The organism is Rhodococcus sp. C26F (assembly GCF_053345925.1).
Genome location: NZ_JBKFBA010000022.1, coordinates 1 through 16046 on the forward strand (window position 1 = coordinate 1; position 16046 = coordinate 16046).

General features: G+C 63.6%; 14 protein-coding genes, 1 pseudogene and 1 riboswitch. Of the genes and pseudogenes, 3 read left to right on the forward strand and 12 right to left on the reverse strand.

Annotated elements, in window-relative coordinates; genetic code table 11:
• The 10 genes and pseudogenes from ACLBYD_RS19685 to ACLBYD_RS19730 all read right to left on the reverse strand — a co-directional run.
• Positions 1–872 (reverse strand): annotated as a pseudogene (locus ACLBYD_RS19685) (sigma-54-dependent Fis family transcriptional regulator); the annotation flags it as partial.
• Between the two features lie 1364 nt (positions 873–2236).
• Positions 2237–3343, reverse strand: coding sequence for a beta-mannosidase (locus tag ACLBYD_RS19690; protein ID WP_447817754.1), 1107 nt, complete (start codon positions 3341–3343; stop codon positions 2237–2239).
• Positions 3344–3620: 277 nt separating this feature from the next.
• Positions 3621–3956, reverse strand: coding sequence for an STAS domain-containing protein (locus ACLBYD_RS19695; protein WP_447817755.1), 336 nt, complete (start codon positions 3954–3956; stop codon positions 3621–3623).
• A gap of 186 nt (positions 3957–4142) precedes the next feature.
• Positions 4143–5690 (reverse strand): amidase, encoded by a 1548-nt coding sequence (locus ACLBYD_RS19700; RefSeq protein ID WP_447817756.1) that lies wholly within the window; start codon positions 5688–5690, stop codon positions 4143–4145.
• A 126-nt stretch (positions 5691–5816) separates the two neighbouring features.
• On the reverse strand, positions 5817–6809 hold the full coding sequence (locus tag ACLBYD_RS19705; RefSeq protein ID WP_447817757.1) for a HoxN/HupN/NixA family nickel/cobalt transporter: 993 nt from the start codon (positions 6807–6809) through the stop codon (positions 5817–5819).
• Between the two features lie 344 nt (positions 6810–7153).
• The gene (locus tag ACLBYD_RS19710) at positions 7154–7600 is read right to left on the reverse strand and encodes a nitrile hydratase accessory protein (protein WP_447817758.1); all 447 of its coding nucleotides are present in this window, start codon (positions 7598–7600) and stop codon (positions 7154–7156) included.
• Between the two features lies 1 nt (position 7601).
• Positions 7602–8225, reverse strand: a complete 624-nt coding sequence (gene nthA, locus ACLBYD_RS19715; RefSeq protein WP_447817759.1) for a nitrile hydratase subunit alpha — start codon at positions 8223–8225, stop codon at positions 7602–7604.
• A gap of 63 nt (positions 8226–8288) precedes the next feature.
• Positions 8289–8969 carry a nitrile hydratase subunit beta gene (gene nthB / locus ACLBYD_RS19720; protein WP_447817760.1) on the reverse strand — a complete coding sequence of 227 codons (681 nt, stop codon included), beginning with the start codon at positions 8967–8969 and terminating at the stop codon, positions 8289–8291.
• A gap of 891 nt (positions 8970–9860) precedes the next feature.
• Positions 9861–11276, reverse strand: a complete 1416-nt coding sequence (locus ACLBYD_RS19725) for a substrate-binding protein (protein WP_447817761.1) — start codon at positions 11274–11276, stop codon at positions 9861–9863.
• 15 nt (positions 11277–11291) lie between these two features.
• Positions 11292–11630, reverse strand: coding sequence for an ArsR/SmtB family transcription factor (locus ACLBYD_RS19730; protein WP_447817762.1), 339 nt, complete (start codon positions 11628–11630; stop codon positions 11292–11294).
• A 142-nt stretch (positions 11631–11772) separates the two neighbouring features.
• Positions 11773–11882: riboswitch (TPP riboswitch) on the forward strand.
• On the opposite strand from ACLBYD_RS19730, the gene thiC reads away from it, so the two are divergent.
• Positions 11881–13665, forward strand: coding sequence for a phosphomethylpyrimidine synthase ThiC (gene thiC, locus ACLBYD_RS19735; RefSeq protein WP_447817763.1), 1785 nt, complete (start codon positions 11881–11883; stop codon positions 13663–13665). (Overlaps the previous riboswitch by 2 nt.)
• A gap of 115 nt (positions 13666–13780) precedes the next feature.
• Here thiC and ACLBYD_RS19740 read toward each other — a convergent pair whose 3' ends face one another.
• Positions 13781–14659, reverse strand: coding sequence for a potassium channel family protein (locus ACLBYD_RS19740; RefSeq protein ID WP_447817765.1), 879 nt, complete (start codon positions 14657–14659; stop codon positions 13781–13783).
• Positions 14660–14795: 136 nt separating this feature from the next.
• On the opposite strand from ACLBYD_RS19740, the gene ACLBYD_RS19745 reads away from it, so the two are divergent.
• Positions 14796–14993, forward strand: a complete 198-nt coding sequence (locus ACLBYD_RS19745) for a hypothetical protein (protein WP_447817766.1) — start codon at positions 14796–14798, stop codon at positions 14991–14993.
• Positions 14960–15220, forward strand: coding sequence for a hypothetical protein (locus tag ACLBYD_RS19750; RefSeq protein WP_447817767.1), 261 nt, complete (start codon positions 14960–14962; stop codon positions 15218–15220). Before ACLBYD_RS19745 ends, ACLBYD_RS19750 begins: the two co-directional genes overlap by 34 nt.
• Here the strand turns inward: ACLBYD_RS19750 and ACLBYD_RS19755 are convergent.
• On the reverse strand, positions 15190–15951 hold the full coding sequence (locus ACLBYD_RS19755) for an SDR family oxidoreductase (RefSeq protein ID WP_447817768.1): 762 nt from the start codon (positions 15949–15951) through the stop codon (positions 15190–15192). The genes ACLBYD_RS19750 and ACLBYD_RS19755 overlap by 31 nt on opposite strands.
• Positions 15952–16046: the final 95 nt, after the last annotated feature.

The window sequence follows — 16046 nt, forward strand, 5'->3', positions numbered from 1 at the left end:
CGGGCCGGGGTCAGGCGCGCGCGGGGGCGCGGCGGGGCCGGGGAGGCCAGCGGGCGCAGTTCGATGATCGCGCTGAGCGGATCGGTGGGCTCGCCGACCCGGCGGGCATGGACCCGCACGTCGATGCCCTCGGCGAAACGCAGCGGTCCTTCCCATTCGTCCTTGGCGGCCAGGTGGGTGCTGATCCAGTCCCAGATCATCATCTGATCGGTCGAGTCCATCAACCGCGACACCGTCGGGGTCGCGATCACCGTGTCCCGGCTCATCGCCACCACCGCCGCGTGGCCGCGGCGTTTGCTGCGCATGTATTCGCGCAGCAGGCTCTGCTCGCTTCGCGCGGACAAGGCGAACAGCCGCTCTTCGATGTCGCGCACGGCCGAGAGCACCAGCGGCGCCATCAGCTCGTTGACATCGTCGACCTCGCAGGTGATGTCGAGAATGCCGGTCACCGCACGCGAGACCGGATCGACGATCGGTGAACCGACACAGGCCAGCGGGTGCAGCGACTCGAGCAGGTGTTCCTCCCCGCGCACCCGGAACGCTTTGCGTTCCTCGAGTGCGGTGCCGATCCCGTTGGTTCCGGCGCATTCCTCGGCGAAGATGAACCCCGGGGCGACCTGGGCACGGTCGAGACGACCGAGCAGCGACCGCTGCCCGGCCCGGCGGTCGACGATGGTCGCATCCTGGGAGGCGAGCAAGATCGTCACCGGTGCGTCGGCGAGTTGATCGGCCAACCGATCCAGGACCGGCCGGGCCGCACGCACAAGCTTCGGATCGGTGGGTGCGTCGTCGATATAGCGCAGTGGAGAACTGTCGGGTGTCACTCCCATTGCGAGGCAGCGGCGCCAGGACTGTTCGATCTCCGGCCGCATTTTCGGTATGAGATTCTCACAGCTATCGGAACCGTGTTCTTCTGCTTGCTCACGGAACCGGTCGGTTACCACACATCCACCTCCGAAGACCTCACGGCGAGAACGGACTCTATGCAAACGAGGTGACACCGGTTCGGAGTGTCCCAGAACGCTACACCGGGAACTTCTGGACATGTCTTCGGTGCGTGCGCACCTTGTCCAGTGTGTTCACCGGCGTCTTGAGGGCCTGTCGATCCGCACGGTGGCGGAACACGATGCTACTCATCGTGCAGCGTTCCATCTCCTCTGCAGGACCAGGGCCGTTTCGGCCGATGCCATTCCAGTCGATCGGTCCGGCGGAGTCGGCGGAAGTGAACAGTGGGGAGGTGTGCGTTGGCATTGTCGGCGAGGCCGTGCGTCTGCGCGCGTCCGTTCGCGCCGTGTTCCCCTGGAACGACGCTGGTGCGTCACGAAAGCTGTTGGTTGGCAGTGTGGCCCCTGCTGTCGACCATCAATGCTCCGTGAACTGTATGTGTATATCACAGGGTTCCTGCGCGTGACCACGAGTTGCCTAGCTACCAGTGGGTTTCGTGGCCGGGCAGGGTTCGGGGACAGTGGGGTCGGCTGTGTGGCATTGATCCGGGCGTTCGGAACTCGTCCGTATCTGTCCGACCGGAACCCACGGTTGTGGGAGTGTGCTCGGCGCCGGACTCAGGGGGGTGGAGTCGTTCGTCGGCGGCGTTGGCAAGAAGATCCGGTCTGTCGGGAGATGGGAACGGGACAGGATGTCATCTGTGCTCATCGTCGGGTGCTTCGACGATGCAGTGTCGGGACGGATGAAAAGCCATGTAATTTGCTGTTACGGCGAGTTTTTCGCTAGTCTTTTGGTGTTGGAGCGAGTCGCCCTATCGGGGAGGACGGGGCCTTGTTTCAACATTCTGTTCTCCGTGCTTGGAACCTCGCCCCTGCTGTTCCGAGTTGCTACGCGACTATGTCCGAGTCGCTGCGCAGTACCGAGAACGAGAACCCCGTTTCGTCGCTCTGCGACGAACCGTCGCCGCCCTGTCGGCGACAGGTACGGGAGCCGTCGGTGTCCGCCTCGACAATCTAAGCGGGCACCGACGGTGCCTCCCGATACGACCTAATCGACTTCAATCAGAAGTACTAGTGCACAAACAATTTCGGAATCGCGTTCGATTCGTGCAATGAGGGAAGACGACTTCACGCGGTGGGGCGTCGAGCCCGGACACAGAATACCGGCATCCGCGGCTGCCGGGTACTCATCACCTTCACCATGGGTGAGTGTGGCGGAAGCCGGCCCGAGCAATCGGTTCCGTGGCCTCCGAGACGACTGTCACCCCGACGCGCCGGCCCGGGGCGCGTCCCTATCTCATCTGGGGCAAGCCGTGGATGGGGTCGAAGGGGCCGATGTCGTACGTGCATTCCTGTGGTCGAGGATCCAGTACGAAGGCCCACAACAGCGCCCCGGCAGTGCCCATCGTGTGATACCGGTCGATCTGGGCACCGACGCGGGTGGCGCGTTCGGTCAGGGGTAGGCAGCTTCCAGCGCGGATCCCGAACTCGGCAACGAGCACAGGTTTTTCGGTTTGTTCGAGTCGCAGTGGGAGGAATGCCGCATCGTCGTAGTCGTGGTACTGAACCACGTCGAGATAGGGCGAGGCAGCGACCAGGGCATAACCACCGTCGGCGAGACCGCACTGCTCGCCCCCGAGTAGACCGAGCGTGAGCAGGTGTCTCTGATCGTGCGCACGAGCCACCGCCCCGGCCGCATCGACCCAGTCGCGCAGCACCTGCGACGAGTCTTCCGGGCACCGATGTTGGTGCAGGTCGCAGTCGGGGGTGGTGCAGACGCCGACCTCGGGTTCGCCGAGTAGTTCCCATGCAGCGATCGAAGGTGATCCGGCCCAGCGATCGACGGCGGCAGCAACCCACTCGCTGTAGCTCAGCGGCATGTCGGTGGGTTCTTTCCATCCGCCGAGATACCACTCGCGCGTTTTGTATTGCTCGTCCTCACAGGCGCCGTCCTGGGCGGCGAGCACCGGGATGAGTAACTGTCGGTGCCGTTCGGCGGCCGCGAACACCGCATCGATCGGTTCGAAGTTCAGCTTGCCGTTGCGCTTGTCCACGGCCAGATTCTGAAAGGCGTTGAATCGGGTCACTGTCCCCGGTTGGCGGGACGAGAAGTAGGAGTCCAGATCCACCATCGCTCCGCAACCGGCGTTGACCGTCCAATCCGTAGCCAGTTGATATGCATTGAAGCCGGTCGGCCACCAGGGTCGGCCGTCGAGGTGCAAAGTACCACTGGTGGTGGTCACCCGCAGTGGGTGAGCATACGAGACCCATGGGGTGGAGGTCGGTGCGCTTGTGTCCTCACCTGGCGATGCTGCACTGGGTCCGGGGATGATGCACGCGCTCGCAAGGGCGACGACCAGGAGTATCGCCGACATGCAGACGAGTCGCATCCAGGTCATATCGGTGCCTCTCCCAGGTTTCCAGCCTTCCCGACTCGACGGGTGAGCGTGGGGGTAGCGACCGTTGCGTCGGCCGAACGCGCGCGATCAACGAGCTGCGTCGGCGCGGGTGCACCGGTGACAGTTGTCGACGTGAACTGCCCAGGAGCGTCTTTCGAGAACATGGGTTTCGCTCAAGGTTCCATGATTTGGATGGAGTGCAGAGGTGGCCGTGGTCCGGCGGATCTGCAGCGGTGTGTGTCTGTGTCTGTGTCGGTGTCTGCTCGAGCGTGACGGATCATCGGATGCGTTCCATAGCAGCCTCGACCGACGGCGACAGTGTGATTACCGACTGTAAGCGGGTCCGTTCGATCATCGCCTTCACCCGGGTGCTGGGCGCGGCGAATGTCAGAGAACGACGATGCGTCCGTGCCGTCTTGATGGCATGGACCATCACACCGAGACCGGTGGAATCTACAGCGGTCACGCTCCCGAGGTCGACGACCACATCGGTATCGTCGGCCAGCGCTCGGTCCAGACGCTGCCGCAGCCGAGCCGACGGGGCGCCTCGCAGCACACCGATCGGGCGTAGCACCAGGATGCTGTTCTCTACACGTTCTTCGTAGGATTGCATGCGGGGTCTTTCGCTCGATAATTGCGCCTTCCTCAGGAAAGTCCTTCCAGAGCAGCGGCGTACGGCGGGTTGAGTGTCCTCGCTCCCGAACGCGCGCTCGGGGCGAGGGAGGTGTCCGATAGTCACCGGTTCCGGTCCGACCGTACGAGTCCGCAGCGCATGGTCTCGTACGGTCGGACAAACGGGTTATGCGATGGTGCTGGCTGCAGCCGGCGGCACAGGATAGTTCCCGACTGCATGTTCGTAGAGATGGGCGACGCGCAGCACCGTCGCGTCGTCGAAATGCTTGCCGATGATCATCATTCCGGTGGGAAGACCGTGGACCAGATCAGCGGGGACACTGCAGGCGGGGTGACCGGTGACGTCGAATGGTGCGGTGTTGATGATCATCGACAGTGCGGTGTCCAGGTAGTCGGCCAGCGGAATGTCCATGGTCGGGATCTTGGTGGCGGTGTAGGGGAGGGTGGGCATCACCAGCACGTCGTACCGCGCCAATGCGGCGTCGTAGGCGGCGCGGACTTCGGGGACGAGTTGGCGGGCCATGGCGTAGTACTTGCCACCGCCTACCTCCAATGTGTAGCGCCCGGACATCCCGACGAGTTTGACCGTCTTCGACAGTTGGTGACCGTGCTCGAGTCGTTGACGGGAGAAGTGGGCGATCAGTTCGGGATCGTAGAAGCCATCAGTGTTCATGCCGTAGGCATTGCCGTCGAGCATCTGGTAGGCCGCTCCCTCGGTGGCGATCACGTTCCAGACGGCCATTGCATCGAGGTGCCAGGGGATCGAGACTTCTTCGACGGTAAGTCCGGACGAGCGCAGTACGTCGATGGCGGTGCGGACGGCATTGTCGACGGCAGCGTCGGAGACAGGGGTGTCGAAGCCTTCGGTGACCACACCCACGCGCAGACCCGATGCGGGTTCGGCCAGCGCCGCGAGGTAGTCCACCGGTTCGATCCGGTGGGTCTGTCGGGGATCGAGGCCGTCGGTGCCGGCGAGGACGGTGAGCATTGCGGCGGCGTCGCTGACCGTGCGCGTCATCGGACCGAGGTGGTCGATGGTTCGCTCGATGGGAAATGCTCCCGTATAGGGGACCAGTCCGTGGGTGGGTTTGTGTCCGACGATGCCGCAGAACGCGGCGGGGATGCGGATCGAACCGCCCTGGTCGCCGCCGACTGCCATATCCACCTGGCCGCTGGCGACCAGGGCGCCGCTGCCACTGGACGAGCCGCCGGTGATGCGGCTTTCGTCCCAGGGGTTGCGGACCGGCTGGGGGTGGGAAGTGAAACTGGCGCCGGAGAAGCAGAGATCTTCACACACCGCTTTACCGGTGATCGTTGCGCTGGCGTCGAGCAGGCGGCGTACGACGGTGGCGTCGTAGCGTGGGGTGAAGCCCTCGACGGTTCGGGAGCCGTTCATCATCGGCACGCCGGCGACTGCGACGTTGTCCTTCACGGCGACCGTTCGCCCGGCGAGGGGGCCGTCGTCGGTTTCGCTGATCGAGGTGGTGACGTACCAGGCGCTCAGCGGGTTCTCGTCCGCCGAGGGTGAGGTCCATGACCGCTGAGGCGGCTCGGGCGCGGTGCGCTCGTAGAGGCGTTCGACGGTTTCTGAGGACGCGAGCGTCGCTTCGAGGGCCGGTGCGAACTCTTCGAGTTCCGGCGTCGTCAGTCCGAATCGGAAGTGGTTGTTCAGGGCCGACATTTGGTTGGAATTGGGGCGAGTCAACGAAGACATGAGGTTCCTTTCGAATATGTGAACAGCATCATCGAGTGGAGGAGGGAGGGATCGCTCGGTGCGCTGTGTCGTAAGTGTCTGTCAGCGCTATGGGTATCTCGGTGGCTGATGTGATCGTGGGCGCCTTCAGTTCCGTTGAGCTTTCAGGTGGTTGAACAGCAACGCGCCTGTCCAGGTGAGGATGAAGGCGGCTGCGACGGCATAGCCGAGGAATTCGAAGTTTTCGGAGATGTCACCGATCGGGGACAGCGCAGCGAACATGGGCAGGTGTGCCAGTAGTGCACATACGTAGATGCCGGCTACGAAGAGGCCGATGATCACGGTGGCGCCGGTCGTCGCAATGTTGAAGTTCAGTCGACGCTGGGGGTCCTGGTACGACCACGAGTATGCACGGGTCATGAACAAGGAGTCCGCTGTGTCGAACGTGCTCATCCCCGCGGCGAAGAGCAACGGGAGGCTGAGCACAGCGGCTATCGACAACGTGCCCCCGGTGGCTGCCGAGGCGGTGAGGGTGAGCAAGGTGACCTCGGAGGCGGTCTCGAGCCCCAGTCCCATCAACAGGCCGACGGGGTACATGTGCCAGGACGATCGAACCAGTCCGCGCCAGCGGTTGCCCAGTAGGCGGGTGAACAGCCCGCGCTCACTGAGTCTGCTCTCGAGGTCGCCGGTGATGTCCGATCCGGCGCGTACCTGTCGGGACAGGCAAAGCAGATTGCGCAGGACCACACTGTTGAGTCCTGCAACGATCAACAGGAAGGTGACGGCGACGACGGTGGCGACCAACCCGCCGATTTCCTGTACTCCTTCGAGTTCGGTCGTGGTCAGGGCGCTCGCGCCCAGTGCCACGACGAGGGCAAGGACAACGACGACGGTCGAGTGTCCCATCGCGAAGAAGAATCCGACTCCAACGGGACGGCGTCCCCGTAGCAGCATCAGGCGTGTCGTGTCGTCGATTGCCGCGATGTGGTCGGCGTCGAATGCGTGACGAACGCCGAGCACGTAGGCGAGCACACCGGATCCGGCGAGGCCCCCGGCCGCTGCCGGGTTGCCCGAGTATCCCAAGTACAGCGCCACGCCCAAGACGTGCAGGATCACGATGGCACCGACAACGGACGCCAACCGTCGACGCTCGGTTCGAGTCCAGGCACCACCTATGTGGTGCGGTGTAATGGTGGTGCTGGTCAAACGCTTGTCCTTCAGATGATTCGCAGCGTTTTTCGGATACGCCTGAGACTGAAATGTTCGGGGTGCCGCGGGTGCGGTGCGGGCATGATCCGGCCCGATTCGAGCCGCGGTACCGGTGACGCTCCGTAGGTCCGCGGTGGAGCCGGGCCTGAAGACCGGGAAGATACTGATGTCGCGGCGTTCGGGATTCGCACCAACAGTCGCTGTTACACGGAGCGCGCTTCCGGGAGCGACTCGACGTCGGTGAACCCGCTGGGTTCGCGGCGACGAGGCTCCGGCTACCCGTCGGAGTCAGTGGTGGGTGTGCCGATGGCGTGCACGGCGATGGGATCGCGCACGGCGTGCTGGTGATGGGCGCCGACGGGCGTTGCCAGCACCTGATCGGTACGGTGCGCGAGCTCCTCGCCTGCGACAAATCCCTTGTCGTGCAGCAACTCTTCGAGTGCGAGCATCCAACGCTCGTAGTAACTCCACTGCTCGGTGGTGGCGTGTTCGGCTTCCCACTGTTTGATCGACTCGATCAGGCGGGACTGGAATTCGTCCCATTCGAATCGGCCCTGGCCATGCAATGCGGTGGCAATGCTGAAGGCGCGGATCTCCCAGGCCTGATCGAAGGCGACCTCGCCGGAGCGGCGGGGGATTCGTTCGTTGAACGGCAGATTCTGTACCAGGTCGCCGAGGTTGTCTTCGAGATCCGGGTGGGGTTGTTCGTTGAGTCGGGGCATGTCAGGCCTTGCTGGGTGTGGTGGGGACGGATACGCCGATGAGCGAGTCGCGGGTGACGAGGTCGGCGAGTTGTTCTTCGGTGAAGTTCTCGGTGCCGGCTGGGCGTTGCGGCAGGACCCAGTAGCGAAGTTCGGCACTCGAGTCCCATATCCGGATCTCGACGTCAGCGTCGGGGGTATATCCGAATTCGGCCAGCACACCCCGGGGGTCGCGGACAGCGCGGGCGCGGTAGGCGGGGTACTTGTACCAGTTGGGTGGCAGGCCGAGAACCGGCCACGGATAGCACGAGCACAAGGTACATACGACCATGTTGTGGACCGTGTCGGTGTTTTCCAGCACGACCATTTCTTCGCCCTGCATGCCGCCGACGCCCATTTCACGGCAGGCGCTGGTGGCGTCGGTGAGCAGGCGCTGCTTGAACTCGGGATCGACCCAGGCGCGGGCGACGATCTTGGCGCCGAGTTGAGGACCGACCTCGTTCTCGTAGACCGAGGACATGTGGTCGATGGCGTCGGTGGAGATCAGGCCCTTGTCGACGAGGATGGTCTCCATGGCCTTCACGCGTGCGGCGATCTCCTCATTCGATCGTGGCAACGGGCCCTGGACGGGATTGTGGGCGGTCATCGGGGTGGACTCGTTTCTGTCTGTGGTGAAGGGACGTCTCGCTGGGTGGACCGGATGACCTGGTCAGGCCGGTAGCAGATACGGTTCGAACACGTCGATGTGATTGACGACGTTCGGGGCGGCAGGTTCACCCCACAACTCGGTCGCCGAGAACCGCACTGTGTACAGGTGTTCGGGGTTTTCACCGGCGCCGAGTGCGTTGGTGTCCGGGAAGACATACCCGCCGTGGGTCGCCACGACTTCGCCGACACGGCCACGGACGTATCCGGCGCGGCGGGTGTGGGTGTTCGGTGAGGCGTCCGGCCGCACGATGACTTTGTCGCCTACGGCGAATGCGGGCTCGGTGGCGGTTGGGCGTCGGTAATCGGCTCCGTGGGTGATCAGCTGCGAGATCGTCTCCACCAGTCGCGGATCCTGCCGCGTGGGGGTCGCTTCGTCCGGATGGTCCATGTAGTACTGGGTGCGGCGGTCGAGTTCGTCGGGATCGAAGATGCCTGCCTCGATGCCGTGGTGGATCATCGCGTGCATCCAGTGCTCGTAGTATTGCGAGGTCAGATAGTCGTGCGGGGGGATCTGCTCCATCGCGCCCCGGAACTGGTCGAGATTGAACGCGCCGGCCAGCGCCATGGCCGGAAACATTGTCAAAACCGACCGCTCCCAATCGGAATGGAAAACAGGTTCATCGGATTCGGGGTTGACCGGACCTAGGCCGGCGCGGCCCCCGAGGTCGTGGATTCCATCCATGAAATGCTCTCCTTGTGCCGTGAGTCACCAACCCTATGTGCCCCCATCTAATGCGTCAACACGTCATGACCTAATGACATGTAACTGTCTTGTTACCACCGGACTGGGTGATCCGCGCTGTGGGCTGTCCGGGCGTGGACGCGTCGGCGCGAGTCGCTCCAGAGAGAAAGTGCGCCTCCCGCCATCCGTCTGGAGGCGCGATCGTGACGACCGATCCGGTGTGCGGGTTGCGTACAGTAGAGTGCCGCACTCCCTGCGTCGGCAAAAGCGTTGTGGCAGTAATTCTTTGTTCCCGCATGTATCACACTGACGCGCTATGGACAGTCCGGCAACGGCTCGCTAATCTGAGTTCGATTGCCGCGCATTCACTCTGCCGTTCGACCTCGCTGACGGCAACAAATTCAACCACACTGCTGCTCGCTTCGGCGACAGGAAGGCGCTCGTCGATCCCCCGGACGGAGCTGTGAACCGTCTGCATTCGGAGCTATTCCATAAGATGCTGAACTGTGGCCAGATGCGCCGCAGTGAGACGTGCACAAAGGAAGATGGAGAATGAAGTCAGAGCCACCCCCGAGAGGGAAACGGATCTCACCGGGGCAGAAAGACTCGACCTCCGCATCCGGTCCCGATCCCACAGACGAGGATCTGGCAGCTGTCATCGTCGCCTTGACCGAGATCGACATCGCACCGAACAGTGATGACGTGGGGCCTGATCGCAGTCGGAAACAATTCTGACGACACCGATGTATGGACGACCCGGCAGGTGCACACGGTGGGCCCGGAGGTTGCGCATCCCCGGCGAAGAACCGAACGGTAGGCGAACGCAACCACGTCGAGGTGATCAAGACACATGCCCTGATCTTCGGTACCAGAAATCGTGGTTGCCCGAACTTATCCGAGGGCGGGATACAGTTCCGTGCCGGTCGCTTTCGTCAAATGCAGCTGCTGTCTGAGTCGGTCCTCGCTCAAAGTGACGGTACCCCGCGGTAGCTGAAACTCGCCGTGACGCATTCTCGCGGCGATCCGCTCGCTATCCTCGGCTTTCCGAGCCGCCTGCCACCATATGTGAACCGCCTCGAACACAGACTCGCTCAACGTCGACAGCGGCGGTGCCCAAGGACCGAATTCCGCCTGGTACCTCTTCAGAAGCGAGGCGTTGCCTTCCGTTTGTAATCTTTGGAAGTACCCCGAGACGGTGTAGAGGCCACGAGCCGCTTCGGCGCCGATGTACGTCAGCGTGGACTCTTCCAAGGCAGGCGCCAGAGTAATGCACTGATCCCGCAATCCCATTGCATAACATTGCCGTTCGAACGCAACAGCATCAGCTCCGACGAAGGTCGACAGTACGATGTCGGCACCCGATTTCTGGATCGATTCGATGATCGGGGCGAAGTCACGAGTTCCCAGAGACGCGAACTTTTCCCCGACGACTCGGGCGCCGTACCGAGGCAACAGTTGGCGAGCCAGGCCGTGTGTCGTGCGGGGCCAACAATAATCATCGCCGGCCAGAAACCATCGTCGCACCCCCTCCATCCGCATGAGCGGTTTCACGGCTGCTGCCAACTGGTCGTCCGGCCGCTCGCCGAGCTGGAGACGGAGACGATCGCCGCTCCCTCCTTCGTTCATGACCGGCTGTACCAGCAGCACGGGTGCATCGCTGAGCGCTTCGGCAACTGCAGTGTAGGTAGCCGATGTGGTGGCGACCAGGATGGTCCGGCAGCCTGCCTGGACGAGTCGTCGCGCTTCCCTGACGCCGGTCTGCGGGTCTGTGGCGTCATCGCCCACGATCAACTCGACTGGACGGCCGCGGATACCGCCCTCGGCATTGATTTCCTCCAGCGCCAGCATGGCGACGTTGTCGATTGCGGTGGCGAAAAGACTGCCGGGTCCGGATTTCGACGTCAACAAGCCCAAACGGGTATGGGAAGAGACGTTTCGAGAGGTAGGGAACCCTCGACGCCGCATCAACCATTCCAATCCGGGCTGGTCGAGCTCGGCGACGAGCCGAACTCTCGTGCCACCATTTGCGGCTTCGAAACGGAGTTTGATACGCCCTCGCCAAGGCTGGTCGTGCACGATTTCAAGGTACGCATGCGGACGTGCGGCAGCAATGCGCCCAAGGATTTCGACCGGATCTGCTCCGGAACCGCTGAGGTGGACCGCCATACGCACAGCGGCGCCGGGTTCGACCCGATCGCATACCGCGCCGAACAGCCATCCCGCCTCCGCGTCTGCTCCGAAAAGGCTGTAGGCCACCGAGGGCAGGGATGCGGTCCACTCTTCCGCGTGCAGTACGAGCTGGGTCACCGTGTTCCCTGGAAGCTACGCACGTCGCAAGGTTGTGTCGGTGACAGCGGTGCGGTCTGCGGCCTCGACGGCATCTGCCAGCGCTCCTCGGAACAATTCCTGCAACATTGCGATGACGTCCCGAGCGGGACCGGCCGGGTCGATCGAGTAGAAGCGGAAGCGGCCGGCCTTACGTTCGGTGACCAATCCCGCGTGCCGCAGGATTCGAAGGTGGTTCGAGACCCCGGTACGTCCCACGCTGTCGATCTGTTCGACCAGTTCGTTGACACTGCACTCGTCGCGCTCTGCCAGCACAGTGAGAATGGCTCGCCGTACAGGGTCGGCGAGGGCATCGAAGGCCAGCTGTGCGGACAAGGTCCCGATCTCCTCGAGTCAGCAGTCAATGACATATAGAAGAGTACCCCCCTTGTAGCTCGTACAGGATGGGCCGACCTCGCGGCACTCGGACGGCAGGGCAGCTACATCTGCAGCGGGAGAAGCCGGGTGTTAGGGTCGGTGCCGTCCCCACGGGAGCCCTATTGCAGGGGCTGAGATCGGGCTGAGGCAGCCTGCGACCGTCGAACCTGCCCGGGTAATGCCGGCGAAGGAAGTAGGAACGATTCCGATGAGTGCATCCGATTCCCATGCCCTGAGCTATGTCCACGACGAGGAACACGACCTGCGTGTGCCCGTCACGGAGATCCGTTTGGATGACTCTCCCGACGGGGTGCCGAATCCGCCGCTGCGGGTCTACCGCACTGCAGGTCCCGGTAGCGACCCGCTGGCCGGGCTCCCGCCGACGCGCGCCGACTGGATTGCTGCTCGCGGCGACGTCGAGCACTACCCGGCGCGAGAACGGGATCTGCTCGACGATGGCCGCTCGGCGGTGCGGCGTGGAGAGGCGTCCCGGGAGTGGAAGGGGCCCCGACCTGTCCCGGTGCGAGCGAAGACAGGCCGGACGGTCACGCAGATGCACTATGCCCGGGCGGGGATCATTACCCAGGAAATGCGGTTCGTGGCGCTGCGGGAGAACTGCGACGTGGAATTGGTGCGCTCGGAGGTGGCGGCGGGTCGGGCGATCATCCCGGCCAACGTCAACCATCCCGAGTCCGAGCCGATGATCATCGGCAAGTCCTTCCTGGTGAAGATCAATGCCAACATCGGTAACTCAGCGGTGACCAGCTCCATCGTCGACGAAGTCGACAAGATGCGCTGGGCCACCCGTTGGGGCGCGGACACGGTGATGGACCTGTCCACCGGCGAAGATATCCACACCACCCGAGAGTGGATCATCCGTAACTCCCCGGTGCCGATCGGCACGGTGCCGATCTATCAGGCCCTGGAGAAGGTCGCCGGACAGGCCGACGCACTGACATGGGAGATCTTTCGCGACACCGTGATCGAGCAGTGTGAGCAGGGCGTGGACTACATGACCATCCACGCCGGAGTGCTGCTGCGCTACGTACCGCTCACGGCCGAGCGGCTCACCGGCATCGTCTCCCGAGGTGGTTCGATCATGGCCGGCTGGTGTCTCGCCCATCACGAGGAGAATTTTCTCTACACCCACTTCGACGAACTGTGCGAGATCTTCGCCCGCTACGACGTCGCATTCTCCCTTGGAGACGGGCTGCGACCCGGGTCGATCGCCGACGCCGACGACGCCGCGCAGTACGCCGAGCTGGACACCCTTGCCGAACTGACCACCCGTGCCTGGGCTCACGACGTTCAGGTGATGGTCGAAGGCCCTGGCCACATCCCGATCCATCGGGTGCGGGAAAATGTGGAGCGTCAGCAGAAGTTATGTCATGGAGCGCCTTTCTACACCTTGGGGCCGCTGGTGACCGACATTGCTCCGGGCTACGACCACATCACCTCCGCGATCGGAGCTACCGAGATCGCCCGCCATGGCACCGCGATGCTGTGTTACGTCACCCCGAAGGAGCATCTGGGACTGCCGAATCGGGACGACGTGAAGACCGGGGTCATCACGTACAAGATCGCTGCTCATGCCGCCGACATCGCCAAGGGCCATCCCGGTGCCGTCGAGCGCGACGACGCGTTGTCGAAGGCGCGTTTCGAGTTTCGGTGGCGGGATCAGTTCGCTCTGTCGCTGGATCCGGATACGGCCGAGCAGTTCCATGACGAGACGCTTCCGGCTGAACCGGCCAAGACTGCGCACTTCTGCTCGATGTGTGGGCCGAAGTTCTGCTCGATGCGCATCTCCCAAGACATCCGGACCAGGTTCGGTGAGGCCGCCGACCAGGCCGCCGTCGCCGGGATGCAGCATATGTCCGACCGGTTCCGGGCCGCCGGCAGCACGGTGTACCTGGATGCGCCCACCGTTCCGGGTCTCAGGGATGTGGTGGGGCATAAGTCGATTGGAGCCGAAACGGGCGGTATGCCCACGTGAGGAGGCGGGTGAGTTCCGGATGTTGGTGGCGGTCACGGCGCGACGGAGAAAATTGGCCCAGGGCTGCATGACTTGGCAATCGTCAAGGCTATTGCCTATCCGGTCCGGATTGGTGTCACGTTGATGTGTGCTGCCTCGACGGCGTTTGTCGGAGTCGTACCTCAAACGAGGGGTGGTGAGCGTCTGTTCCGGTGATATGGGGGCAATGGTGTCGTGCGGAGAGGACGAACTGTTCGAAGGACCCGTCGAGCTCGAGGTAGATCCTGTCGTTTGCAACTACCACGCGGTGGGCATCGAGACCGAGCAACCGTCCGACGACAAAGGTTGCGCTCAAGGTTGCGACGTTTCTGGTAATCCCTAGCGGTACAAGGGATCCGGTGTCGGTGAGGGCTTCGTGTTCGCCGGCTCTGAGGACGAGTCTGGCGTCGGGGTGTACACCGTGGGCTGCTACGGACACGGCGATGTTGTCACGGTCGTCAGAACCCACAGCAGCAAGGCATCGGGCTCGGTCGAGGCGGGCGCGTTCGAGGAGGGTTCTGTCGGTACCGTGCCCGACGATGGTAGGAATATTCAGTGCTCGGGCCAGGCGAAGATTGCGAGCTCGATCATCGCGTTCGATGGCGACGACGGGGATACCGAGCTTGCGAAGTTCGAGGCATAACCGGAGACCGACCTGTCCCAATCCGACGACGATGACGTGGTTGCGGCGGGGAAGAACCCGCTGACCGATCAAGCCGATGAGACTGGCTCCGAGCAGACGTTCGATTATCCCGGCGGTGAACATGGCGGTGAACACGATCGCCGCCAACATCGCCACGGCCGCGAACACGTCATAGGCGTGGTCGCCGTGTGAGGCCGGTGCGGGACCGACGGTCGCGACGACCTGGACTGCTTCCTTGAGGGACTCGACCCAGTGGTGACCCTTGCCGACAGTGAGCCATATCCAATCGATCAGAAGTATGGCGAGCAGTCCGGTAAGGCCGGTGAGCAGCATGCGGGTTCCGGCATCGTGGGATCGCAGGGTGCCTACGGAGTGGACGAATCGGCGGCGAATTCTGCTGGTACGGCTGTGGGGTAGAGGCCGCCAGGTCGGCTGGTCGCCGTGGGTGGGGTGCCGGAGGACGTGTGCGATGCCGTGGGGTGCGGTGTACGCCGCGTCGATCGTGGCAGCGATGCACGGGCCGGCCAGGGACGGTGTCGCGAGGTCTGCGGGGGAGGTGACCTGGCAGTGGGGAATCAGTCGGATGAGCTGGTTGGCGATGGTGCGGTCGAAGACGGTCACGACCATCGGCACGTGGGGACTGATGTGGGCGATGGCGAGGGCATAACGGACGGCGACCGCGTCGTCGTGGGTGACGACGGCGACCCCGGCCGGGTCGTGCTGGGGTATCTGCAGAAGTTCCGGGTCGTCGGGTGCATCGAGGTGGAGAACATCGAAGTGGCGTTGGGTGAGCGAGGCACACACGAGCCGGGCAACATTCGACGCCCCGATGACAACGAATGGGGACATCGGGCCGACGCCGGTCACCGCGCAGGTGCAGGGAACGAGGTGTAGGCAGTGAAGATGCCACCGGAGCCGATATCGGATGCTGGGTCGATCAGCTCCGGTAGCACCGCCTCGAGGCGTATCGGGGCAGCAGCGGCGACACCTGTCTCCCGAACCGGGGTGGGTACCAGACGGACGTTGTTGATCCGTAAGAGGTTGCTGCCGAGTTCACGTCCGGCGGCGAGAGCGAATGATTCGATTGCGCCGTCCATGGAGTCGCGTGCCGGTCCTCGATCGGTGTCGGTGATTCTGCGGAGCGTGTCCAGGCCGGTGACGGTGACGATCGATCCGATGCCACCGGTGCGGTGGAGGGATACTGCAGCACGTCTGGTCGTGTGGAACAACAACGCCATGTGGTCGTAGGTGAACCGGCCCCAGTCGGCGGGACGGATCCTGCTCAGCGAGTGGCATGCGGTCTCCGGGCCGGGTAGCCAGGCGGTGTGCACAAGCGCGTCGATGCCGCCGTGCCGTCGCTCGAGGTGGGTGAACATGTTGTCGACGTCGGATTCGAGGGTCAGATCGGCCGCGACCGAGTGAACGATCCCGCCGTCATCGGTGATTCGGCCGGCGAGGTGCTCGGCAGCGTCGAGGGTGAAGCTGTGCGTGAACACGTGATGTCCGGCCGCCGCCAACGTTCGGGCCACGTGGGCACCTTCGTTCTGTTCGACGCCGGTGACCAGGACACGCAGCGAGGTAGTGGGCAGAGCCAACGGGTGCAGCGACGGTTCGGCGATGCTCATCTGAACTCGTTTCGATGGTGCCGGGGGCGCGGGGGGAGGCGTTCCGCGCCCCCGGAATCGGGGTGGGATGGATGTCTGTCGAGGTCCACGGCCGC

Bases quoted from the DNA above. Each gene is read 5' to 3' on its own strand.
- ACLBYD_RS19700 (WP_447817756.1), bottom strand. From the start codon at position 5,690: ATGTCTTCGTTGACTCGCCCCAATTCCAACCAAATGTCGGCCCTGAAC.
- ACLBYD_RS19755 (WP_447817768.1), bottom strand. From the start codon at position 15,951: ATGAGCATCGCCGAACCGTCGCTGCACCCGTTGGCTCTGCCCACTACC.
- thiC (WP_447817763.1), top strand. From the start codon at position 11,881: ATGAGTGCATCCGATTCCCATGCCCTGAGCTATGTCCACGACGAGGAA.
- ACLBYD_RS19695 (WP_447817755.1), bottom strand. From the start codon at position 3,956: ATGCAATCCTACGAAGAACGTGTAGAGAACAGCATCCTGGTGCTACGC.
- ACLBYD_RS19690 (WP_447817754.1), bottom strand. From the start codon at position 3,343: ATGACCTGGATGCGACTCGTCTGCATGTCGGCGATACTCCTGGTCGTC.
- ACLBYD_RS19745 (WP_447817766.1), top strand. From the start codon at position 14,796: ATGCCGTGGGGTGCGGTGTACGCCGCGTCGATCGTGGCAGCGATGCAC.
- nthA (WP_447817759.1), bottom strand. From the start codon at position 8,225: ATGACCGCCCACAATCCCGTCCAGGGCCCGTTGCCACGATCGAATGAG.
- ACLBYD_RS19740 (WP_447817765.1), bottom strand. From the start codon at position 14,659: ATGCTGCTCACCGGCCTTACCGGACTGCTCGCCATACTTCTGATCGAT.
- nthB (WP_447817760.1), bottom strand. From the start codon at position 8,969: ATGGATGGAATCCACGACCTCGGGGGCCGCGCCGGCCTAGGTCCGGTC.
- ACLBYD_RS19710 (WP_447817758.1), bottom strand. From the start codon at position 7,600: ATGCCCCGACTCAACGAACAACCCCACCCGGATCTCGAAGACAACCTC.